Below are 21,715 nucleotides of genomic sequence, written 5' to 3' on the forward strand. Positions count from 1 at the left end.
GAGAACCCCTGTGACCACCACCCTTGCGCTGTCCGACACGTTCGGCTCCGACCTCGTGCGAGGGATCGGCGCGATCCTGCTGTACGGCGTCGTCGGCCTGCTGATGATGTTCGCCGGGTTCTGGGCGATCGACTGGACCACGCCCGGCAAGCTGTCCCAGCTGGTCACCCGCGGCCTGCCGAACGCGGTCATCGTCACCGCGTCGGGCCTGCTGTCGATGGCGTTCATCATCGTCGTGGCGATCGCGAACTCCGCCAGCGACCTGACCGAGGGCCTCATCACCTCGCTGGTCTACGGCCTGCTCGGGATCATCGTGCAGGTGGCCGCCGTCCGGCTGCTGGAGTGGGCGACCCGGATCGACATCCGCTCGACCATCGAAAGCGAGAAGTTCGCCCCGGCCAGCGTCGTCGTGGCCTCCGCACACCTGGCGCTCGGCCTCATCGTGGCCGTTGCCATCTCGTGACTTTCTGACGCACTGAAAACGGCATAGGCGCACGATTCCCACTAACGTGGGAGTCGTGCGCCTTTTAAGGACACCGGACGACCGGTTTTCGGACCTGCCCGATTTCGACTTCGAACCGCGCTACGCGGAACTCGTCGACCTTCACGGCGGCGTGATCAGAGTGGGCTACGTGGAGGCCGGACCCGAGGACGGACCGCCCGTCCTCCTGCTCCACGGCGAGCCGACCTGGTCCTACCTCTATCGCAAGGTCATCCCGGTGCTCGCCGACGCCGGGTTGCGCGCCATCGCGCCCGACCTGGTCGGCTTCGGCCGCTCCGACAAACCCGGCGACATGGTGGACCACACCTACCAGCGGCACGTCGAGTGGATGCGCGCGTTCGCCTTCGACGTGCTCGACCTGACCGACGTCACCCTGGTCGGCCAGGACTGGGGCGGCCTGATCGGCCTGCGGCTGGTCGCCGAAAACCCCGACCGGTTCGCCAGGGTCGTCGCGGCCAACACCGGCCTGCCCACCGGCGACACCGACATGCCCGAGCTCTGGCACAAGTTCCGCGACGCCATGGAGAACGCCCAGGTCATCGACATCGGGCGGTTCGTCCAGTCGGGTTGTCAGACCAAACTGTCCGACGAGGTCCGCGCCGCCTACGACGCGCCCTTCCCGAACGAGATGTACAAGGCCGCGCCGCGCGCGATGCCGTCGCTGGTGCCGATCACCCCGGAAGATCCGGCCTCGGCCGCCAACCGGGCCGCGCTCAAGGTGCTGTCCGAACTGGACAAGCCGTTCCTGGTCTCGTTCTCCGACGGCGACCCGATCACCGCGCCGTGGGGCCTCGAACTGCGGGGTTCGATGCGCGGCGCCCGCGAGCTGGAGCATCCGACGATCACCGGGGCCGGGCACTTCCTCCAGGAGGACGCCGGCGGGCGGCTGGGCGAGGTCATTGCCCGTTTCGCCCGCTCCTGATCCCCGTGGATGTCATGAACGACCCTTTCCTGACGGAAAACGTCAGGAAAGGGTCGTTCATGACACTTGTCAGGAGATGGCGGCCAGCGCGTCCACGATGATCCCGAGACCCTCCGCGGCCTCTTCGGCGGTCAGCGTCATCGGCGGCGCGATCCGCAGCACGTTGCCATGCAGCCCGCCCTTGCCGATCAGCAGCCCCCGCGCCTTGGTCTCCTCCATCATCCGCGCCGCGGCGCCCGGGTTCGGCGTCATGCCGCCCGGCTCGACCAGCTCGACGCCGATCATCAGCCCCTTGCCGCGCACGTCCCCGATCAGCGGGTTCCCGGCCGCGCGCAGGCCGTCGAGCAGTTCGTTGCCGCGGGCGAGCGCGTTGGCCTGCAGATCGTGGTCGGCGATGTGGTCGAGCACCGCGGCCGCGCCCGCCATCGCGACCGGGTTGCCGCCGAAGGTCGAGATCGAGTTCGCGGTCAGGCAGTCGACGAGGTCGCCGCGCGCGACGAGACCGCCGATGGCGAGGCCGTTGCCGAGCCCCTTCGCGAAGGTCATCGCGTCGGGGACGACGTCGTGCGCCTGGATCCCCCAATAGTGTTCCCCGGTCCGTCCCCAGCCGGTCTGGACCTCGTCGGAGATGAACAGGATCCCGTACTGGTCGAGGACCTCCTTCATCGCCTTGAACAGGCCGTCCGGCGGTGAGCTGAAGCCGCCGACGCCCTGGATCGGCTCGGCGATCATGCAAGCGACGTCGCCCGAAGTACCCGTCTCCAGGACGTCCACGAGGTCCGCGACGCACGCGTCGATGTACTCGGTGTCCGAAAGCTCGCGGAACGGGCTGCGGTACCGGTAGCCGCCGTGCACGTAGCTCACCTTCACCGGGCTGAGCGACGACGCCGACCAGCCGCGGTTGCCCGTGATGCCGACCGTCGCGAACGACCGCCCGTGGTACGAGTTCCGCATCGCCAGCACCTGGTTGCTGCGCCGGTACTGGGTGGCGAGCATGAGCGCGGTGTCGTTGGCTTCGGTCCCGGAGTTGGTGAAGAACACCTTCGCGTCGGGGATGCCGGAGAGCTTCGCGATGCGCTCGGCCAGTTCGACCTGCGAGCGGATCAGGTACAGCGTCGACGTGTGCAGGATCCCGGTGTCGAGCTGCTTGCGCACGGCGTCGCTGATCGCCGAGACGTCGTAGCCCATCGAGTTCGTCAGGATGCCCGCGAAGAAGTCGAGGTAGGTGCGCCCGGTCGAGTCGATGACCCGGCGGTCCTGCGCGTGCACGATCTCGATCGGCTCGTCGTAGTAGAGCGCCAGCCACGACGGCAGCACCGCCTTGTGCCGCGCCAGCAGGTCCGCATCGGTCATCGGGTTTCTCCGTCCGCAGCAGGGAGATCTCAGTATGGGGAGCGGCCGAAACGGGCGGCAACGATCAGACTGTCGGGTTATCCGCCCGGACCCGCACATTTTGTGCGACTCGCACGGACTACCCTCAGCACTCGTGATTGACCCCAGGACTCTGCGCGATGAACCGGACGTCGTGCGCGCTTCGCAGCGTGCCCGTGGCGAGGACGAAGGAGTGGTCGACAAGCTGCTCTCCCTCGACTCCCGCCGCCGGTCCTCCATCGCCGCCGCCGACAAGCTGCGCGCCGAGCAGAAGTCGCTGGGCAAGCTCATCCCGAAGGCGCAGGGCGACGAGCGGGCCGGGCTCCTCGCCAAGGCGAAGGAGCTCGCCGCCCAGGTCAAGACGGCCGAGGTCGAGCAGACCGAGGCCTCGGAGGAGTTCGAGCAGCTGCACCGCCTGGTGCCGAACCTCGTCCACCCCGACGCGCCCGAAGGCGGCGAGGACGACTACGTCGTGCTCAAGCACGTCGGCGAGCCGAAAAAGTTCGACTTCGAGCCGAAGGACCACCTCGAACTCTGCGAGGGCCTCGGCGCGCTCGACATGGAACGCGGCGCGAAGGTCTCGGGCTCGCGGTTCTACTTCCTCACCGGCGTCGGCGCCCAGCTCCAGCTCGGCCTGCTGAACATGGCGATCGCGCAGGCGACCGCGAACGGCTTCACCCCGATGATCACGCCGACCCTGGTGCGGCCGGAGATCATGGCGGGCACCGGGTTCCTCGGCGCGCACTCGTCGGAGGTCTACCGGCTGCGCGACGACGACCTGTACCTCGTCGGCACCTCCGAGGTCCCGCTCGCCGGCTACCACGCCGACGAGATCCTCGACCTCGGCAAGGGCGCGAAGCGCTACGCGGGCTGGTCTTCCTGCTACCGCCGCGAGGCCGGTTCGTACGGCAAGGACACCCGCGGCATCATCCGCGTGCACCAGTTCGACAAGGTCGAGATGTTCGTCTACACGCGTCCCGAGGACGCCGAGGCCGAGCACGCGCGCCTGCTGGACTGGGAAGAGCAGATGCTCGCGAAGATCGAGGTCCCGTACCGGGTGATCGACACCGCCACCGGCGACCTCGGCACCTCGGCGTACCGGAAGTTCGACTGCGAGGCCTGGGTGCCGTCGCAGGGGACCTACCGCGAGCTGACCTCGACGTCGAACTGCACGACGTTCCAGGCCCGCCGCCTCGGCATCCGCTACCGCGACGACGACGGCCGCCCGCAGACCGTCGCCACGCTGAACGGCACGCTCGCCACCACCAGGTGGATCGTCGCGATCCTGGAGAACCACCAGCTCGAAGACGGTTCGGTCCGGGTGCCGGAGGCGCTTCGTCCCTTCCTCGGCGGAACCGAGGTGCTCACGCCGGCATCGAAGTAGGGTCCGCACCGAGGAGGGACCCTGATGAACCGCCGTCGCAAGTCGATCACCGCGCTGTCCGCGGCGGTCCTCCTGCTCGGCGGATGTTCCGAGACGATCTCGGGTACGGCGTCGCCGGTGCCCGGCCAGGGGCCGGTGCTCACCAAAGCGGCGCCGTGCTCGTTGCTCGCCCCCGAACACGCCGACGCGCTGGCGCTCAAGCTGCCGGGTGTCGAGACCAAGGGCGACAAGGCGCGGAAGCTCCCGCCGATGTGCCTGCTGTCCGAACGCGACGATTCGCCGCGCGGCGTGTCCCTGTCGATCACGCAAAGCATCGACATCCCGCTGAACGACTTCTACGCGGGCGCCCTGCCAGGCGAGAAGTTCGGCATCGGCGGCTTCACCTGGACGCGCTACGCGTCCCCGCTCGGCCCGACGGCCTGCTCGCTGAGCACCGAACTCGGGCCGTCCTCGTTCGTCGAGCTCGGCAGCGAGACCCAGGCGGGCGCGCCCGAGGCGACGGCCTGCGATCTCGCGCTCGCCGCGGCCCCCGCGATCGCGTCGAAGCTGCCCGGCGGCGAGCCGAACCCGAAGATCGTCCCGCCGCCCGGGCAGAAGAAGCCCGAGCCTTCCGGGCCGTTGCTGCAGGTCGAACCGTGCACGCTGCTGAAGCCCGACGAAGCCGCGAAGCTGGCCATCGCCCCGGGCACGCCGGTGGATCCGGCCAATCTGGCCAATCCCGAGGACAAGGGCTGCGAGTGGAAGGACTCCGACGGCGACAAGGGGCAGCGTCCGCTGAACGTGACGCTCTTCCTCGCGACGGCCGTCGCCGACGTCGCCGGGCTCCAGGGCACCCCCGAGGAGACCGACCTCGGAGGTCGCAAGTGGACGGCCTGGTCCGACACCGCCACGAAGTACTGCACGGCCGCGACGCCGATCAGCGCGACGTCCACCGTGAAGGTCTCCAGCGGCCACTGGGACGACGAGACGAAAGCCTGTGACCTGCTGCGGGCCGCGCTGCCGACGGTGAGTGCCGCGCTGCCCGCCGGTTCGTGAACGGCGGCCGCGCACAAGTAGTGTGCGAGCCGATGAGGAGGGGACGCATGCGGTTTCGGAACTCGCTCGCGATCGGCCTGGCGGTGCTGACGCTCGGCGGCTGCACGTCGACGGTCGCCGGTACGGCTTCGCCGGTGCCCGGACAGGGACCCGTCGTCACGAAGGCCGAACCGTGCGGCCTCCTCTCGGAGGAACACGCGAAAGCGCTGGGAGTCACCTATCCCGGGGCGGAGCGCCCGGCCAAACCCGAACAGAAGGTCCCCGCGACCTGCCGGTTCCGCGAGCCGGAGGACGTGCGCAAGGCGTCGAACCTCGAGGTCTCGCTGAGCAAGGACCTGTCCCTGAACGAGTACATGAACGGTGCCCAGCCGGGCGAGAAGTTCGGCATCGGCGGCTTCACCTGGACGCGGTACGCGACCATCCTCGGGCCGACCTACTGCTCGCTGAGCACGGAGATCACGCCGGACTCGTTCGTGGAGATCGCCAGCGAGAGCCCCGACCACACCGAGGCCAACGCGTGCGACCTCGCCAAGGCGGCGGCCCCCGCGATCGCGTCGAAGCTGCCGGGCGGGGAGCAGAACCCGCAGATCACCGCCCCGCCGGGGCAGAAGCCCGCCGAGCCGGGCGGGCCGCTCGTGAGCACCGACCCGTGCGCCATGCTCAAGCCCGAGCAGACCGCCCAGTTGCGGCTCGCCCCCACCGGCGAGCCGATGAAGTCCAGCGCCGACCCGAACCAGTTCGGCTGCGAGTGGGCCGACACCGACGGCGAAAAGGGCGAGAAGGCCTTCGACCTCTGGTTCTACACGACGAAGCCGATGGACGAGACTCCGACGCTGATCTCGCAGGGCCAACCGCAGGACTTCGACTCGGGCGACCGCAAATGGAAGCTCTACACCGAATCGGGCAGCAAACTGTGCGCGGCGGGTCTCGCGATCACCCCGACGTCGACGGTGGCGATCATCGCGGGCAACCTCGACGACCCCGCGAAGGCGTGCGAAGTGATCAAGGCCGCGGTCCCGCTGCTCAACGCGAACCTGCCGCCGTCCTCCTAGCCGGTCACCTCGTCGGCGATGTGCTTCGCGATCTCCAGCGCGCTCGTCGCCGCCGGCGAGGGCGCGTTGAGGACGTGCACCTGGTTCCGCGCGGTCTCGATCAGGAAGTCGTCGACGAGTGAGCCGTCCGGGCGCAGCGCCTGTGCCCGGACACCGGAGCCGTGCCGCACGATGTCGTCCTCGGTGACGGCGGGCACGAGCCGCGCGAGGCTTTCGGCGAAACGGCGGCGGGAGAACGATCGCCGGACCTCGTCGAGCCCGGTCGGGTACGCGTACTTGCGCGCGAGCCGCCAGACGCCGGGGAAGCGGGCGACTTCGGCGAGGTCCTTCGCGGAGATGTCGCGCCACGTGTAGCCCTCGCGCCGCAGCGCGAGCACGGCGTTGGGACCGGCGTGCACGCTGCCGTCGAGCATGCGGGTCAGGTGCACGCCGAGGAACGGCAGCGACGCGTCGGGGACCGGGTAGATCAGGCCCCGCACCAGATGGCGGCGTTCGGGCTTCAGTTCGTAGTACTCGCCGCGGAACGGCACGATCCGCGCGCCCGGGGTGAGCCCGGCGAGCCGGGCGATCCGGTCCGCGTGCAGGCCCGCGCAGTTGACGAGGGCGTCCGCGTGGATCACGTCGCCGCCGGTCGCCACCTCGACGCCGCCGGTGCGGCCGGGGCGGATGCCCAGCGCGGGCGTGCCGAGCCGCAGGTCGGCGTCGGACTCGTCGAGCAGCCGCACCAGCGCGGAGCAAACCGCGGGGAAGTCGATGATGCCGGTGGACTCCACGCGCAACGCGGCGACGCACGAGACCTCGGGCTCGTACTCGCGGGCCTCGCTCGGGGTGATCAGCTTGGCCGGGACCCCGTTGGCCTCCGCGCGTTCGGCGAGCACCTTGAGCGCCGGAAGCTCGGCTTCGGCGGTGGCGACGACCAGCTTGCCGCAGACCTCGACCGGCACCCCGTACTGCCTCGCGAAGTCCACAATGGACCGGTTGCCCGCGGTGGACATCCTGGCCTTGAAGGAACCCGGCTTGTAGTAGAGCCCGGCGTGCACGACGTTCGAGTTGTGCCCGGTCTGGTGGGCCGCCCAGCGGTCCTCCTTCTCGAGCACCGTGACGTCCAGACCTCGTTTGGTCAGCTCCCAGGCGGTGGCGAGACCGACGATCCCGCCTCCGATGACTACGACTGTGCGCACGATCGACCAGGTTACCCGGAGCGCTACCTGACAGCTGTCAGGTTAGGTGGTAGCGTACCTGACAAATGTCAGGTAAGCGGTTGAGCAGGGAAGAACGCCGGGAGCGGATCCTGGCCGCGGCGGCGCGGGTGTTCGCCGCGTCCGGGTACGACGCGGCGGGGATGCGCGAGGTCGCGACGGCAGCGGGGATCAGCACGCCGGTGCTCTACGACCACTTCCCGTCCAAGGCGGCGCTGTACGCCGGCCTGCTGGAGTCCGAAGTAGACAGTCTGCTGGCCGGCTGGGCGGAGCTGCCGCCGTCGGACACCGCGGAGGAACTGCTGCGCGCCAGGGTGGCGGCGATCTTCGCGTGGATGGAGGCGAACGAACGCGGCTGGCGGATGATCTTCGCCGAGACGCCGTCCGACGAGGGTGTCGCCGAGGTGCACCGGCGCGGCCAGGCCAGGGCGACCGCGCAACTGACCGAGGTGTTCGGCCGGATCCCCGGCCTGGCACTGACCGCGGACCTGCCGCGCGACCGCGCGAACGAAGCGCTCGCCGAAGCGGCGAAGAGCGCACTGAACGCCATCGCCACCTGGTGGTGGGACAACCGCGACATCCCGCGGGAGCAAGTCGTCGCGCTCACGACGGATCTGTTGTGGCGCGGGCTGGGGAACCTGATCCAGGAGGACCGATGAGCATCGAAACCACCGAACGGTACCGCCGGGCACTCGAGACCCGGGACGTGGACCTCGCGCTGAGCGTCTTCGCTCCGGACGTCGTGGTGCACTCACCGCTGACCAGCCGGGTCCGGTTCAGCGGGCACGCGGAACTCAAGCCGCTGCTGGAAGTCGCCTACGCGCATCTGCGCGACGTCCGGTTCCACACCGACACCGGGGACGGCGAGACGCGCGTCGTCGTCTACACCGCGCAGATCCGCGGCGAGGAGATCGAAGAGGCGGCGGTGCTGAAACTCGGCGAAGACGGGCTGATCACCGAAGTGACGCTGTTCGTGCGGCCGCTGCCCGGGCTCGTCGCGCTGATGGACGCCTTCGGCCCGGACATCGCGCGCCGCAACGGCCGCACCTTCGCGGCGCGGCTGCTCGCGGTGGCCGCGAAACCCTTGCTGGCCATGGTGCGGTCGGGTGACCGGCGCGCCGTCCCGCTCGCCGGCCCCCGCTGACGGATGTCATGAACGACCCTTTCCTGACGAAAAACGTCAGGAAAGGGTCGTTCATGACACTTCACGCGGCCACAGGGACCGGAGCAGGCTCCTCTTCCGGGTCTTCGAGGACCTTCGGCACCCCGCGCAACGTGAACAGGGCGCTCACCGCCAGCACCGCCATCAACCCCGCCGAGCACAGCATCGTCACCTGCAACCCGTCGACGAACGCCAGTTTCGCGTTGGCCAGCACCAAAGCGCCCTGTTCGGGTGGCAGCTGGGCCGCGACCTGGACGGCGCCGCCGAGGGTGTCCGAGATCGCCTCCGGCGGCACACCCGGCGGGATGACGAGTTCGCTCCGGTACAGCGCGCCGAGCGCACTGCCGAGGACGGCGATCCCCAGCGCCCCACCGAGTTCGGTCGCCGTCTCGGAGATCGCCGACGCCGCGCCCGCCCTGGCCTTCGGCACGACACCGAGCACCGTGTCCGTCGCGACGGTGAGGATCAGCGCCAGCCCCACACCGAAGACGATCATCGCCGCCAGCAGATCCGTGTAGACGATCGTCACGCCGATTCCCGAGTACAACGCGAACCCGACCGCCGACAGCGCGCAGCCCAGCCCGATGGTGACCGCGCGGCCGAAGAGCTTGATCCCGAACGGCGCGAGCACGCCGCCGAGGATCGCGCCGCCCATGCCGGGCAGCCCGGCGAGCCCGGATTTCAGCGGCGACCAGCCCGCCACCAGCTGCAGGTACTGCGCGAACATCAGCGAGACCGCGAGCTGCGCGAACATCGCCACGATGGTGGTGCCGACGGTCGCCGAGAACGCCCGCCGCGCGAACAGCTTCAGGTCCATCAGCGGTTCGGCCAGCCGCGGCTGCCGCAGGACGAACGCCAGCAGGCAGCCGAGCCCGAGCACCGCGGCGACCGCGACATCCCAGTGCCCCCAGCCCTTGTACGCCACTTCCTTGATCGTGTAGACGATCCCGACCATGCCGACCATCGACAACAGCACGCTGAGGACGTCGATCCGGCCAGGGGCGGGGTTCTTCGACTCGGGCAGGATCAGCGCGCCCGCGATCACCATGACCACCACCACCGGCACGTTGACCAGGAACACCGAGCCCCACCAGAAATGGTCGAGCAGGAAACCGCCGACGAGCGGCCCCATGCCGAAACCGAGGATCGTCAGCCCGCTCGAAACCCCGATCACGGCCGCGCGTTCCTTGCCGGTGAACACGTTCCGCACGATCGACAGGGTCGACGGCATCAGCGTCGCGGCGGCGACCCCCAGCAGCGCGCGGGCGGCGATCAGGAGCTCCGCCGTCGGCGCGTACGCCGTGATCACCGAAGCGACCCCGAACAGCGACGCCCCGATCAGCAGCAGCTTCTTCCGGCCGACGCGGTCGCCGATGTTCCCCATCGTGATCAGCAGCCCGGCGAGCGCGAAACCGTACGCGTCGGCGATCCACAGCAGTTCCGTCGTCGACGGGTGCATCTGCTCCGAAAGCGACGGCAGCACCAGATGCAGCACCGTCAGGTCGATCGCGATCAGCAGCTGCGCGAGCACGCAGACCGCGACCGTGCCGATCTTGCGGCCCTTGCCGATGGTCACCGCGACACCCCGAAGGTGAGTTCGGGCGAGTTCCGCGCGGTGCCGTTGTCGCCGTCACCGAGGTAGAACCGCGTGCTCATGGTGCGGGCCGCCGGGTCGAGGACGCTGCGCCACAACGTCCGCCACGGCGCGCCGGGCTCGACCGCGAAGGACACCGCGTCGAGCGCGGCGCGCGGTCCGGTGCCCGCCTCCTTGGTGACGGTGCGCAGCCGCTCGTAGGTGCGCATGGTCTCCGGCGTGTCCTCCGGCAGCGCGTCGATGTCCGGGTGCCGGTGCAGCAGGTGGTTCGTGACGCACAGCGGCCCGTCGGCCACCTCGACGAAGTACTCGACGTCGTGCGCTCCGCGTTCGTAGACGAAGCCGCGGCCGGAGGCGTCGGCGACGATGTAGTGACAGGGCGCGCCGTGCGCGTACTGCTTGGCGAGCATCAGCGCTTCCTTGGCCTCGTCGACGTTTTCACAGGTGTCCAGCAGATACCGGCACACCTGCAGCACCGAGAGACCGGCCTGCGGACCGTGTTCCAGCGGCATGGCCGTCTCGACGTCGGCCATCAGCAACGCGACCACCAGCCCGGCCTCGTTGACCCCCTCCGTCGCGCCGTCCATCGTGGCCATCGTCAGCGCGGTCGAGGCGATGCCGTCGTCCGGGATCGTCGTCAGGACATAGGGCCGGGACGCCATCGGCACGGTCCCGTCGTCGACGGGTTCCTGCCCGGCCAGCACCGCACCCAGCTGGGTCCAGCTCATGGTGAAGAAGTCGTAGTTCCGGCCGAGCGCGCTCCCCGTCCACAGCGCCGAACACCCCGATCCGGCGGGCAGCGCGCTCGCGTCGTCGAAGGAGACCGCCGCGTCGGCCGGGAGCCCGTAAGCCTCGGCGAACCCGGCCAGGCGTCCGGCGTACTCGGGCCAGTTCCGGGTGAACCAGGTTCGCCGCGCCCTGGCGACGATCGGGTCGAGCGACGACGGCGACCAGTCCGAGCGCGCCTTCACTTCGGCGCCGAGCGCCAGGCCGATCTCGGCCTGGGAGCCGCGCAACGTCAGATGCCGCACGGCGAGGAAGTCTTCGGGAGATCCAGCTGCGTAAGTCATGTCCGGAGGGTCTCCGCGACCGCTGACCGTGCGCGCACCGACGGCTGACGGCGTCTGTCAGTGCCTGTCATCGGAATGTCATGTGCCCCGCGCGAAAGTGGTCCCACCAAGGCAACGACAAGCGAGGGAAACCATGCTCAGCAACAAGGTCTACATCATCGGCGGGGCCGTCATCAGCGTCCTCTTCGTCGCGCTCGCGATGGTCGAGTTCTCCACCGGCTACCCGGAGGACGGCCTGCAGGACCTGCTCTACGCCGTCGTCAGCGCCGGTGCCGGCGCCCTGCTGTACGTCCTCGACCGTCGCCAGCGTGAGCGCCGGGCAGACGCCGCGGCAGCCAACGATGCAGCGCAGCGTGACGCCCGATGAGGAACATCGACGGCGGCTTCCTCGCCGCACCCGACCAGGCCTCGCTCCAACGCCGCGAACAGGACGTGCGCAAGGGAAAGCTCGCGCTGATGCTGGCCGTCGTGGGCGGCTTCGTCGCACTGATCGCCGGCTACAACGTCTTCGTGGACTTCTCGCCGGTTTCGCTGGTGGTGACGATGCTCGGGCTGGCCGCCGCGGTCGGCGGCGGGGTGCTCACCAAACACCTGACGCGCAACGTGCGGTTCCGGGTGCACAAACCGAACGCGGGCCTGGTCGGCGCCGCGAAGCTGACCGGGCTTCTGGTGGCCTTCTTCGGGATCGCCGCCCTGCTCGGTGCGATCGAGGCGCCCGGTGCGCTGCGCGTCGTCCTGATCGCGGGCGGCGTCGGCACCATCGCCTATGTGAAGTCGCTGCACGACCAGCAGTGGGTGCTCTTCGAACTGGACGCGGTGGGCGTCCGGATCGAGCGGACCGTCGTGCCATGGCGTGACGTCGCCCGGCTCACCATCGACCCGGTCGGCCCCGGGATGACCCGGCTCGGCGCCGTCCCGCACAACGCGGCGCCGCTGTACGTCGCGGTCCAGGACAGCGAGCTCGACCAACGTCACCTCGCAGCCGCTGTCGGCCGCTTCGCACCCCAGGGAATCCAGCTGGCGGGCGGTCAGAGTTTCCCGGTCAATTGAGCGGCGCCGCGCACACCGAGCCCTCGGCGATAGGCCCGGTCGAAATCGTCCCCGAGCCGCTCCCGCACGGTCGTCCTGAGCAGGGCGGCGTCCAGATCGACGGCGAACGAGGTGCCCCGGATGGTCACCGCCGCCCCGATCAGGACCGCCGCCCGCTCGGCGTCGCCCCGCAGCAGCGCGACCCCCGCGAGGCCTTCGACGGCGCAGGCCATGGTGATGCTGTCGTGCCAGCGGTCCGCCGACCCCAGCGCCAGCCGGTGCAACTCCTCGGCCCCGTCGGCGTCGCCCTCGGCGGCCAGCACCCAGCCGAGCGAGATCTTCGCGCCGGCACGCACCCCTTCGGCCGCGAACGAACCACCGGAACACTCCGCGAGCGCGCGTTCGCTCAACGCGCGGGCCGCCGCCAGATCGCCCTCGTGCCGGGCGAGGAACGACAGCCCGACATACCCGGCCGCCCGGCTTTCGGGCATCCCGGCCCGGCGCGCGATCTCGATGGAGAGTTCGAGATCCGCCCGCGCGCCCGCCGCGTCGCCGTGAAGCAGTTTGCTTCCGCCGCGACGGCACAACAGATCCGCGTTGTCGTCGGACGCGCCGAGTTCCCGCATCAACCGCAGGGCCTCGTTCATCGTTTCGAGGGCTTCGGCCTGCCGGTTCGTCCAGATCAGGATCTGTGACAGATGGTCGAGGGCCATGGAAAGCCCCCAGCGTTCCCCGATCGAGCGGAACGCCCGCGCCCCCTCGCGCAGGAATTCCTCCGCCGTGTCGAGATCGCCCTGCATCATCGCGCGGAGGCCGTAGCCGGTCGGCGCGAGGGCGAGACTCCAGGCGTCACTGTTCGCCAGCAACGCCTGGCTGCGTTCGATCAGCGCGTCGTCGTCACCGGGCGGGCCGCTCACGACCCCCATCAACAGCAGCAGCGCCGGGTTCCGGGGTGCCTTGACGAGGCTCAGCATGAGGCCCTCCACCAGCGGCAGGTGCCGGTCGAGCGCCTCGTGGCCCCGCAGCCCCGCGGCGGCGGTGAGCACGCAGAGCTGGTATTCCTCTTCGAGACCGTCCGGCGCCCGCTCTCCGAGCCGTTTGACCACTTCCAAGCACAGCGTCGAGCCCTCGAACCGGCGACCGCGCATCCACCAGTACGTCACCAGCGAAGCCGAAAGCCGGAGCGCGATCCGCGGGTCGGATTCGGCGGCCCAGCGCAACGCGGCGAGGAGATCGTCGTAGGCGGCGTCGAGACGGTCGAGCCAGCGCAGCTGGTCGCCGGTGCGCAGCAACGGATCCGCTTCCTCGGCGAGGGCGAGGAAATGCTCGGCGTGCCTGCGCCGCAATTGCTCGGTTTCGCCCGCTTCGGTGAGTTTCCCGGCGAAGAAGGCCCGGATCGTTTCGAGCATCCGATACCGGTCACCGCCGCGTTCGACGAGTGATCTGTCCACAAGGGACGGAAGCAGCTCCGCGATGTCCGGTACGGCGCAGACCGCTTCGGCGTCCGCCAGTGTCGTTCCGCCCGCGAAGACCGTCAGCCGCCTGCCCAGCAGACGCTCGTCCTCGTCGAGCAGATCCCAGCTCCACTCGACGACGCCGCGCAGGGTGCGATGCCTGCTCTCGGCGGCCCGGCTGCCCCGCGAGAGCAGCCTGAACCGGTCGTCCAGCCTGGCCGCGATCTCGCCGATCGGCAGCGTCCGCACGCGGGCCGCGGCGAGTTCGATGGCCAGCGGCAATCCGTCCAGCGCGGCGCAGACCCGCTGGACGTCGCCCGCGGTGGTGTCGTCCACGGCGAATCCCGGGTCGCCTGCCCGCGCGCGGTCGGCGAACAGCCGGACGGCGGCGAAGTCCAGCGACCGGGCGGGCGGCGTGCCCGGCGGCGGCACGGCGAGCCTCGGCACGGGGGAGACGACCTCGCCGGTGATGCCCAGCGGTTCACGGCTGGTGGCGAGCACCCGCAACGCCGGGGCGGCGCCGAGCAGCCGGGCGGTCAGCTTCGCGGCGGCCTCGACCAGATGCTCGCAGTTGTCGAGCACCAGCAACACCGCCCGATCGGCCAGCGCGTCGATCAACCGGTCCAGCGGCGCGTTCTCCACCGGCGCGGTCACCGCCCCGAGCGGGACCGTCCGAAGGCCGAGAGCGGTCAGCACGGCGCGGGCGACGTCCGACTCCTCGGTGTACGGCGCGAGTTCGACGAAGACCGCCGGGAGGTCCATCGCGGCAGCGGTCTCGATGGCCAGCCGGGTCTTGCCCGTCCCGCCGGGACCGGTCAGCGTCACGAGCCGCGAGCGGTCCAGCTGCCCGAGCACGTGCCGGAGGTCGCCTTCGCGGCCGATGAAACTGGTGAGCTGTGCGGGAAGCGGTGCGGTTGTGGTCTTGGCCGGCGGCGTTTCACCCCGCAGCACGGCCAGATGCGCGGCGGCGAGCTCCGGTCCGGGGTCGGCACCGAGCTCGTCGGCCAAAACCCGGCGGGCGTCCTCGAACGCGGTCAGCGCGTCTGCCTGACGGCCGGCGGCGTGCAGGGCGCGGATCAGCAGCGCGCGGGACCGTTCCCGCAGCGGCTGCTCGTCGATGACCTCGCGAAGCTCGCCGAGGACGTCTTCGTGTCTCCCGAGCTTGAGAGCGGCCTCGACACGGTCTTCGATCGCCGACGTCTTCAGCTCGTTCAACCGCGTGACCTGCGGATCCCGGAACGGTGCGTCGGTGACGTCCGCGAACGCCGGACCGCGCCAGAGACCGAGAGCGTCACGAAGCAGCTCAGCCGCCTTCGCGGCGTCTCCCGCCGCGAGAGCGCGCCGTCCTTCGGCGGCGAGCCGCTCGAACCGGTGGACGTCGACGTCGTCGGGGGCCACGACGAGGCGGTAACCCGCCGGGCTGAACTCGACGGGCGCGAGCTCCTTCAGTGCGCCGCGCAACCGCGAGACCTGCGATTGCAGCGCGTTCGCCACGCCGTCCGGCGGCTGCTCGCCGTAGAGGCCGTCGATGAGCCGCTCCGCCGGGACGACCCGGCCCGCCTCCAGCGCGAGCAACGCGAACAGCGTCCGGACCCTCGGGCCGCCGACCGGGACGGTGGTGCCGTCCTCGCGGCGCACCTCCGTCGCCCCCAGAACGCCGAATCGCATGCCTTAGAGGTTAGGGGGTCGTTGACCTGGGCGGATCCAGCCCGCCCGAGATCGGCCGAATGGCGTCTATACACTTCGCCGGGTCCCCACGCAATGGGAGAGGTATGTCTGAGCACGAACCCGTGGTCCTCGGTCAGCCGACCGTCGGCGACGAAGAGCTCGCCGCGGTCGCGGAGGTGTTCCGGTCCGGCTGGCTGGCCGGTGCCGGTCCCGCCTGCCGCCGTTTCGAGGAACGCTTCGCGAAGACCGTCGGCACCGCGCACGCCCTGACCACCAGCAACTGTGGCTCGGCACTCTTCCTCGGGCTGCGTGTGCTCGGTGTGAAGCCGGGCGACGAGGTCATCGTCGGCGACTACACGTTCCCCGCCACCGGCCACGCCGTGCTCCAGGCCGGCGCGACCCCGGTGTTCGCGGACATCCGCCCGGACGTGTGGAGCGCCGACCCGGCGTCGATCGAAGCGCTGATCACCCCGCGCACGGTCGGCATCCTCGCCGTCGACGTCGCCGGGCAGCCCGGTGACTTCGACGAGTACCGCGCCATCGCCGACAAGCACGGCCTGTGGCTCTTCGAGGACGCCGCCTGCGCCGCGGGCGCGACGTACAAGACCCGCCCGGCAGGCAGCCTCGCCGACCTGGCCGCGTTCTCCTTCCACGGCCGTAAGGGCATCACCGCGGGCGAAGGCGGCGCGCTGGTCTCGGACCGCGAAGATCTCATCGCGCACGCGCGCAAGCTGCACACCTACGGCATCGAGCCCGCCATCACCCGTGAGGGTTCCGGCGCGCTGCCGATCCCGGAGTTCCACGAGCTGGGCTACAACTTCCGGCTCTCGGACGTGCAGGCCGCGATCATGAACGTCCAGCTCGACCGCCTCCCGGACCTGCTCTCGGCCCGCCGTTCGGTGGCCAAGCGCTACCACGAGGCGTTCGAGAACCTGCCCGGTATCGACGTCCCGGTGGAACTGCCGGACCGTGAACACCCGTGGCAGGCCTACATCCTCACCGTGGCCCCGGAGATCGACCGCGACGCGCTCGCGCTGCGGATCCGCGAGCAGGGCGTGCAGTGCAACTTCGGCACCTACGCCTCGCACCTCCAGCCCATCTACGGCAAGAAGCAGACCTTGCCGGTATCGGCGGACCTCTTCGCCCGTCACCTCGCCATCCCGATGCACGCCAACCTCACCGATGCCCAGGTCGACCGGGTCATCGGGACCGTCAGCGCCGCACTGCCGAGCTAGGAGAGAAATGCCCGACAAGAAGGTCCTCTTCACCGGGGGCGGCGGTTTCATCGCCGCGCACGTCATCCCGATGCTGATCGAAGGCGGCTACACCGTCCGCGTCTTCGACAACATGACGCGTGGTGACCGCGCCCGGATCAACGAGTTCGTCGCCACCGGCAAGGTCGAACTGGTCGAGAAGGACGTGCGCTACGGCGGCGCCGTGCGCGAGGCCATGCGCGGCTGCACGCACGTCATCCACTTCGCCACCGTGTCGATCAACAAGTCGGTCGCGGACCCGCACGAGTCCATCGACATCAACATGGTCGGCAACCACAACGTCTTCGCCGCCGCGGCGGACGAGGGTGTCGAGCGGCTGGTGTTCGCCTCGACCGCGTCCGTCTACGGCGACCCGAAGCGGCTGCCGATGCACGAGGACGACGAGCTCAAGCCGCTCACGCCGTACTGCATCTCGAAGCGCGCGGGCGAGGACATGCTCGGCTTCTACGAGCGCACCAAGGGCCTGTCCTGGAACGCGTTGCGGTTCTTCAACGTGTACGGCCCCGGCCAGAAGATCGAGGCCTACTACACGTCGGTGATCAACCACTTCATCCAGCGCCTGCGCGCCGGCCAGCCGCCGATCATCGACGGCCGCGGCGACCAGTCGATGGACTTCGTGCACGTCACCGACCTGGCCCGCGCCGTCGTCGCCGCGCTCGAATCGGAGCAGGCCAACGTGCCGATCAACATCGGCACCGGCATCGACACCTCCATCGCGACGCTGGCGAAGATCCTCATCGACGCCGTCGGCGTGAACGTCGAGCCGCTGTTCAACGAGCGCGACGTGCTGGTCTCGCGGCGTGCCGCCGACATCACCCGTGCCCGCGAGATCCTCGGCTGGGAGCCGAAGATCTCGGTGGAAGAGGGCATGTACGAACTGGTGAAGGCTTCGGAGTGAGTGCCGGGCCAGGGGAGAGCCGCCCCATGCGTATCGCCGTGGTGAACAACTTCTTCCCGCCGAGGGTGGGCGGAAGCGCGCACATGGCGGCTTCCCTGGCCGAGCAGTACGCGGCGCGCGGGCACGAGGTGCTCGCGATCACCGCCGCGTACGCCGATGCCCCGGCCGACGAGACGAAGGACGGCTACCGCGTCGTCCGCCTGCCCGCGGTGAAGATGCCGCAGCTGGGCCTGTCGATCGACTTCGACATGAGCTTCGCCTCGCTGCGGCCGGGGAACTGGCGACGGCTGCGGGAGCTGCTGGACGAGTTCAAACCGGACGCGATCCACCTGCACGGGCAGTTCTTCGACCTGTCGTGGCTGGCCGGACGGTACGCGCGGCGGCACAGGCTGCCGATGCTGCTGACCATTCACACGCTGCTGATCAGCGACAACAAGCTGTACGGCGGTGTCTTCCGGTTCCTGGACACCGTGCTGGTGAACCCGATCCTGCGCTACCTCAAGCCGCGGTACGTCATCCTCGACAAGCTCGGCGTCGACTACTGCGTCGAGCGCTACGGCACGAGCGACGCGAACTCGGACTACTTCCCGATCGCCGTCGACACCGGGAACTTCGAGAAGCCTTTGACGAAGGATGTCCGGGCGGAGCATGGACTCGGCGACGGTCCGGTGATCGTCTCGCTCGGGCACGTGATCCCGCTGCGCAACCGGCTGCCGCTGGTCGAGGCCCTTCCGTCCATTTTGGACAAGCACCCCGGCGTGAAGGTGGTCGTCGTCGGCCGCGTCTATCACGACGTCTTCCTCAAGCGGGCGGAAGAACTCGGGGTCGCGGACGCCATCATCGTCACCGGCGCCGTGCCGAAGGCGGACGTGCCCGCGTACTTCGCCGCCGCCGACATCGTCACGCACGACCTCAACGGCGGCTGCGGCACCGCGTCGCTGGAGGCGATGCTTTCGGGTACCGCGACCATCGCTTCGGTCACCGAGGACAACTACCCGGGCATCGAACTGCGCAACGGCGAGAACATCCTGCTGGTGCGCCCGGACGACAGCGAGGCGGTGGCGAACACCGTCATCGAACTGCTCGACGACCCGGAGAAGCGGGCTTTGGTGGCACAGCGGGAAAGCGCGATGGTGCGGGCCAACTTCGGCCTCGACGTCGTCGCCGAAGAACACCTGCGTACCTTCGAGAAACTGGTGACCGAGGCCGATGTTCTTCGATGACGAGCGCAGCAACCGGCTGCGCCCGCAGATCCTGACCGAACTCGTTTCGCAGTACATGAACGACGCCGAGCGCGCTCGTTTCTACGGGCTGCCGGAGTCGACCAGGGTCCGCGAGCGCGTCAAGATCATCAGCCCGGAGAACCTGAAGATCGGCGAACACTGCTGGATCGGCGAAGGCGCGGCGCTCGACGCGAGCGGCGGACTGGAGATCGGCGAGCACACCAGCATCGGCCTGAATACGCTGATCTTCACGCATTCCAGCTGGCTCGCGAACATGACGCTGCAGAACCACTCCGGCAGCGACCTCATCGAACGCAAACCCGTGAAGATCGGCAAAGGCTGCTTCATCGGCGGCCTCGTGGTGATCATGGCCGGGGTCACGATCGGCGATTTCGCCACCGTGCAGCCGAATTCCGTGGTCGCCAAGGACGTCCCGCCGCGCACCTTGGTGGCGGGCAACCCGGCGCGGGTGTTCCAGAAGTACGACGACGAGTACATCCAGTCCGAAGTGGAGCGTGTGCGCGCCGAGAACGCGCGGCGGCGGGCGCTGGCGGAGGAACGCGGGGACGCCGCCGGTTCTTGGGGCGCCCCGGCGGGCGACTTCTCGGAGTAGCCCGCCGCCCCCGCGTGTTCGCCCTTCAATCACGCGAGTTCGCCGTCTGAACACATCGCGGCGGCAAGCCGCACTGACTCGTCACTACAGGCGGTGACCAACCAGGGCGTGCGAGCGATCAAGTGCCCGCGGTTGCTTCTCGGTCCCTAAAAGTGGGTCAAGCTGCGGAATACCGGGATTGCGATGGGGCGACCGGATACACGCCTTGCCTCCCCGCAACTCCTCACCGTAATGATTCGCTACTTTCCGTGTTGATACCTTCTCCGGGAAACCGTGGGAAGATGGTCTGGCGATCACGGGCGAAGGAGGAGTTCGATGAGTGTCGTGCAGTGGCCTCACCGCCTTTTGACGCTCGACGACTGGGCCGCGTTGCCGGAAGACCCTGACCACCGGGTCGAAGTCGTTGAAGGGGTCCTCGTCGTGTCGCCGCGTCCCTTGCTGGTCCATCAGTGGGCCGTCACGCGTCTGGGGTTTCTGCTCCATGACCAGCTGCCCGCCGGGTTCAGCGCATGGAGCGAGGCGGAGATGATCATCGATACCGCTCCGCTCACCGTCAGGGTGCCCGACGTGGTGGTGGCGAGAACAGAGATTCTGGAAAGCAGCCCGGCTCGTGTTCCAGGCGACGCGGCGAAGTTGGTCATCGAGGTCCTGTCCGAGGGCACCGTCCGCACCGACCGGGTCACCAAGTTCTCCGAGTACGCCGAGGTCGGCATCGAGCACTACTGGATCGTCGATCTCGAAGCTCCGCCGAGCATGACCACCTATCGCCTGATCGACGGCGAGTACGAGAACTTCGGCGAGCACACCGGCAAGGTCAGCCTCGACTTCGACGGCACACCGGTCGACCTCGACCTCGACGCACTGACCACCCGCCACGCGCAGCGCCCCTGATCAGAGCCGCTGGGCCAGCCGTTCCGCCATCGTCTTGTAGACGTCGGCCCGGGTCTTGCCGATGAGGTAGACCAGCGCGATCCTGATCTGGCCGTGTCCGCGCTTGTAGACCAGCGTCGACACATAACTGTCCTCGTTTTCGCAGTACCAAGCTGCTTCACCGAGGCCCGGTAGCAGTGTCGGTGGCGCCGTGCACTCCTTCTTGGCCTCCGCCACCATCGACGGCACCGACCGCCCTTTTTCCGGAACGACGTGCAGGTACAGCCCGACCGGGTCGTTGTAATGGCACGCGTACTCGGTGACACCGTCCCTTTTCTTCACCGCGGCCTCTTGCTGGCCCCCTTTCGTACCGAAATCCGCGACGCCCATGATCTGCTGGACCTCGACGAGCGGGAGGAACGGGCAGGCCGCCGTGATCGTGGCGGGTGAGGCGGGTGGCGGCGGTGTCGTCGGAGTGGTGCTCGCGGGTTTGCTCACCGAGGTCGACCGTGGGGCCGGTGGGGACGGCGGCGGCGTTGCCGGCACGGACTCGCCGCTACAGGAGATGACGAAAAAGAGCATGCCGACGAAGAGGAGACCCCAGGTTCTTTTCATCCTCGAAACGTAGCGGAACTGCGGAAACGGCAGGGATTTCCGTGATGGTTCTCGTGCGGGGCAACTTCGTAGAGTGCTCGTGCGTACTGTTCGGAGGGGATACGCCCCCACCGGGAACCATCGCCCTCCCGAGTCCGACTACTAGGCTCGGCGGGGGAGTTCCCCGGTGAGAAGGGTGTCAGATGAGGTTCAAGCGGTTCGGTGCGTCGTTGCTGGTCACCGGGTTGGCCCTGCTGGGCACCGCGTCCCCGGCGCTGGCCCACTCGGAGCTGAAGAGCAGTGACCCGGCGAGGGGCGCTTCGCTGGCGACGCCTCCGACGCAGGTCAAGCTGACCTTCTCGGGCCCGGTCACCCTCGCCGACGACAACCCGATCCAGATCACCGGCCCGGAGAACGCGTCGTGGACGGTCGGCCGCGCGGAGGTCGCCGGAGCGGTCGTCACGGCGCCGGTCCAGGCCGTCGGTCCCGCGGGCGAGTACACGCTCCGCTACAAGGTCACCTTCGAGGACACGCACGCCGCGAGCGGCTCGGTGAAGTTCAACCTCAGCGCGCCGGCACCGAGCCCGACGAGCCAGGCCCCGACGAGCAGCCAGGCCCCGGCCAGCAGCGCGGCCCCGGCACCGCAGGGCGGCGAGACGACTCCCGAAGCTTTGGTGCCCGCCTGGGTGTGGATCGTCCTGGCGGTGGCCGTGGTCGTGGCGGGGATCGTCGTCGCGCTCCGGTTCACTCGCCGGAAGGACTAAGCAACCTTTCCGGTGGTCAACCGTCGAACGGAGATGA

General features: G+C 69.3%; 21 protein-coding genes. 15 read left to right on the forward strand and 6 right to left on the reverse strand.

Annotated elements, in window-relative coordinates:
• Window positions 1-10 precede the first annotated feature (10 nt).
• Both AORI_RS41895 and AORI_RS41900 read left to right on the forward strand, forming a co-directional pair.
• Window positions 11-463: a DUF350 domain-containing protein gene (locus AORI_RS41895; RefSeq protein ID WP_016330638.1), complete on the forward strand. Its 453-nt coding sequence runs from the start codon at window positions 11-13 to the stop codon at window positions 461-463.
• 55 nt (window positions 464-518) lie between these two features.
• Entirely contained in the window at window positions 519-1,424 is a 906-nt protein-coding gene (locus AORI_RS41900; protein ID WP_123798227.1) for a haloalkane dehalogenase, read from the forward strand.
• A gap of 69 nt (window positions 1,425-1,493) precedes the next feature.
• Here the strand turns inward: AORI_RS41900 and AORI_RS41905 are convergent, their stop codons facing one another.
• A complete protein-coding gene (locus AORI_RS41905; protein WP_016330640.1) occupies window positions 1,494-2,777 on the reverse strand; it encodes an aspartate aminotransferase family protein in 1,284 nt (427 codons plus the stop codon).
• 133 nt (window positions 2,778-2,910) lie between these two features.
• On the opposite strand from AORI_RS41905, the gene serS reads away from it, so the two are divergent.
• From serS to AORI_RS41920, 3 genes are read left to right on the forward strand one after another with little or no spacing between them, the layout of a single operon-like run.
• Window positions 2,911-4,179, forward strand: a complete 1,269-nt coding sequence (gene serS, locus AORI_RS41910) for a serine--tRNA ligase (RefSeq protein ID WP_076153332.1) — start codon at window positions 2,911-2,913, stop codon at window positions 4,177-4,179.
• A 24-nt stretch (window positions 4,180-4,203) separates the two neighbouring features.
• Entirely contained in the window at window positions 4,204-5,214 is a 1,011-nt protein-coding gene (locus tag AORI_RS41915; protein WP_016330642.1) for a DUF3558 domain-containing protein, read from the forward strand.
• Window positions 5,215-5,261: 47 nt separating this feature from the next.
• The gene (locus AORI_RS41920; RefSeq protein WP_016330643.1) at window positions 5,262-6,266 is read left to right on the forward strand and encodes a DUF3558 family protein; all 1,005 of its coding nucleotides are present in this window, start codon (window positions 5,262-5,264) and stop codon (window positions 6,264-6,266) included.
• On the opposite strand, the gene lhgO is transcribed toward AORI_RS41920, so the two are convergent.
• Complete coding sequence (gene lhgO, locus AORI_RS41925; protein ID WP_016330644.1) at window positions 6,263-7,447, reverse strand: L-2-hydroxyglutarate oxidase; 1,185 nt, start codon at window positions 7,445-7,447, stop codon at window positions 6,263-6,265. The genes AORI_RS41920 and lhgO overlap by 4 nt on opposite strands.
• Before the next feature lie 80 nt (window positions 7,448-7,527).
• Between lhgO and AORI_RS41930 the strand changes: the two genes are divergently transcribed.
• Together AORI_RS41930 and AORI_RS41935 are read left to right on the forward strand one after the other, a co-directional pair.
• Window positions 7,528-8,124 (forward strand): TetR/AcrR family transcriptional regulator, encoded by a 597-nt coding sequence (locus tag AORI_RS41930; protein WP_043847841.1) that lies wholly within the window; start codon window positions 7,528-7,530, stop codon window positions 8,122-8,124.
• Window positions 8,121-8,609 carry a nuclear transport factor 2 family protein gene (locus AORI_RS41935; RefSeq protein WP_016330646.1) on the forward strand — a complete coding sequence of 163 codons (489 nt, stop codon included), beginning with the start codon at window positions 8,121-8,123 and terminating at the stop codon, window positions 8,607-8,609. Before AORI_RS41930 ends, AORI_RS41935 begins: the two co-directional genes overlap by 4 nt.
• Window positions 8,610-8,670: 61 nt before the next feature.
• Here the strand turns inward: AORI_RS41935 and AORI_RS41940 are convergent, their stop codons facing one another.
• Together AORI_RS41940 and AORI_RS41945 are read right to left on the reverse strand one after the other, a co-directional pair.
• Window positions 8,671-10,203 carry an MFS transporter gene (locus tag AORI_RS41940; RefSeq protein WP_016330647.1) on the reverse strand — a complete coding sequence of 511 codons (1,533 nt, stop codon included), beginning with the start codon at window positions 10,201-10,203 and terminating at the stop codon, window positions 8,671-8,673.
• Window positions 10,200-11,291 (reverse strand): C45 family autoproteolytic acyltransferase/hydrolase, encoded by a 1,092-nt coding sequence (locus tag AORI_RS41945; RefSeq protein ID WP_016330648.1) that lies wholly within the window; start codon window positions 11,289-11,291, stop codon window positions 10,200-10,202. Before AORI_RS41945 ends, AORI_RS41940 begins: the two co-directional genes overlap by 4 nt.
• Before the next feature lie 133 nt (window positions 11,292-11,424).
• Here AORI_RS41945 and AORI_RS41950 point away from each other — a divergent pair, with 133 nt between their 5' ends.
• Together AORI_RS41950 and AORI_RS41955 are read left to right on the forward strand one after the other, a co-directional pair.
• Entirely contained in the window at window positions 11,425-11,658 is a 234-nt protein-coding gene (locus AORI_RS41950; protein WP_016330649.1) for a hypothetical protein, read from the forward strand.
• Window positions 11,655-12,341, forward strand: a complete 687-nt coding sequence (locus AORI_RS41955; RefSeq protein WP_016330650.1) for a hypothetical protein — start codon at window positions 11,655-11,657, stop codon at window positions 12,339-12,341. Before AORI_RS41950 ends, AORI_RS41955 begins: the two co-directional genes overlap by 4 nt.
• Here the strand turns inward: AORI_RS41955 and AORI_RS41960 are convergent.
• Window positions 12,320-15,442, reverse strand: coding sequence for an AfsR/SARP family transcriptional regulator (locus tag AORI_RS41960; RefSeq protein WP_016330651.1), 3,123 nt, complete (start codon window positions 15,440-15,442; stop codon window positions 12,320-12,322). The two genes, AORI_RS41955 and AORI_RS41960, sit on opposite strands and share 22 nt — an antisense overlap.
• Before the next feature lie 104 nt (window positions 15,443-15,546).
• Between AORI_RS41960 and AORI_RS41965 the strand changes: the two genes are divergently transcribed.
• From AORI_RS41965 to AORI_RS41985, 5 genes are all read left to right on the forward strand, one after another.
• The gene (locus AORI_RS41965) at window positions 15,547-16,677 is read left to right on the forward strand and encodes a DegT/DnrJ/EryC1/StrS family aminotransferase (RefSeq protein WP_016330652.1); all 1,131 of its coding nucleotides are present in this window, start codon (window positions 15,547-15,549) and stop codon (window positions 16,675-16,677) included.
• Between the two features lie 7 nt (window positions 16,678-16,684).
• A complete protein-coding gene (locus AORI_RS41970; protein ID WP_016330653.1) occupies window positions 16,685-17,614 on the forward strand; it encodes an NAD-dependent epimerase/dehydratase family protein in 930 nt (309 codons plus the stop codon).
• A gap of 26 nt (window positions 17,615-17,640) precedes the next feature.
• Complete coding sequence (locus AORI_RS41975) at window positions 17,641-18,837, forward strand: glycosyltransferase family 4 protein (protein WP_016330654.1); 1,197 nt, start codon at window positions 17,641-17,643, stop codon at window positions 18,835-18,837.
• Window positions 18,824-19,450, forward strand: a complete 627-nt coding sequence (locus AORI_RS41980; protein WP_016330655.1) for an acyltransferase — start codon at window positions 18,824-18,826, stop codon at window positions 19,448-19,450. Before AORI_RS41975 ends, AORI_RS41980 begins: the two co-directional genes overlap by 14 nt.
• Before the next feature lie 315 nt (window positions 19,451-19,765).
• On the forward strand, window positions 19,766-20,341 hold the full coding sequence (locus tag AORI_RS41985; RefSeq protein ID WP_016330656.1) for a Uma2 family endonuclease: 576 nt from the start codon (window positions 19,766-19,768) through the stop codon (window positions 20,339-20,341).
• Here the strand turns inward: AORI_RS41985 and AORI_RS82350 are convergent, their stop codons facing one another.
• Window positions 20,342-20,818 carry a hypothetical protein gene (locus tag AORI_RS82350; protein ID WP_123798229.1) on the reverse strand — a complete coding sequence of 159 codons (477 nt, stop codon included), beginning with the start codon at window positions 20,816-20,818 and terminating at the stop codon, window positions 20,342-20,344. It abuts the gene before it with no gap.
• Between the two features lie 299 nt (window positions 20,819-21,117).
• Between AORI_RS82350 and AORI_RS42000 the strand changes: the two genes are divergently transcribed.
• The gene (locus AORI_RS42000; RefSeq protein WP_016330659.1) at window positions 21,118-21,678 is read left to right on the forward strand and encodes a copper resistance CopC family protein; all 561 of its coding nucleotides are present in this window, start codon (window positions 21,118-21,120) and stop codon (window positions 21,676-21,678) included.
• Window positions 21,679-21,715: the final 37 nt, after the last annotated feature.

Origin of the sequence: Amycolatopsis keratiniphila, from assembly GCF_000400635.2 — a bacterium.
Classification (GTDB): domain Bacteria; phylum Actinomycetota; class Actinomycetes; order Mycobacteriales; family Pseudonocardiaceae; genus Amycolatopsis; species Amycolatopsis keratiniphila.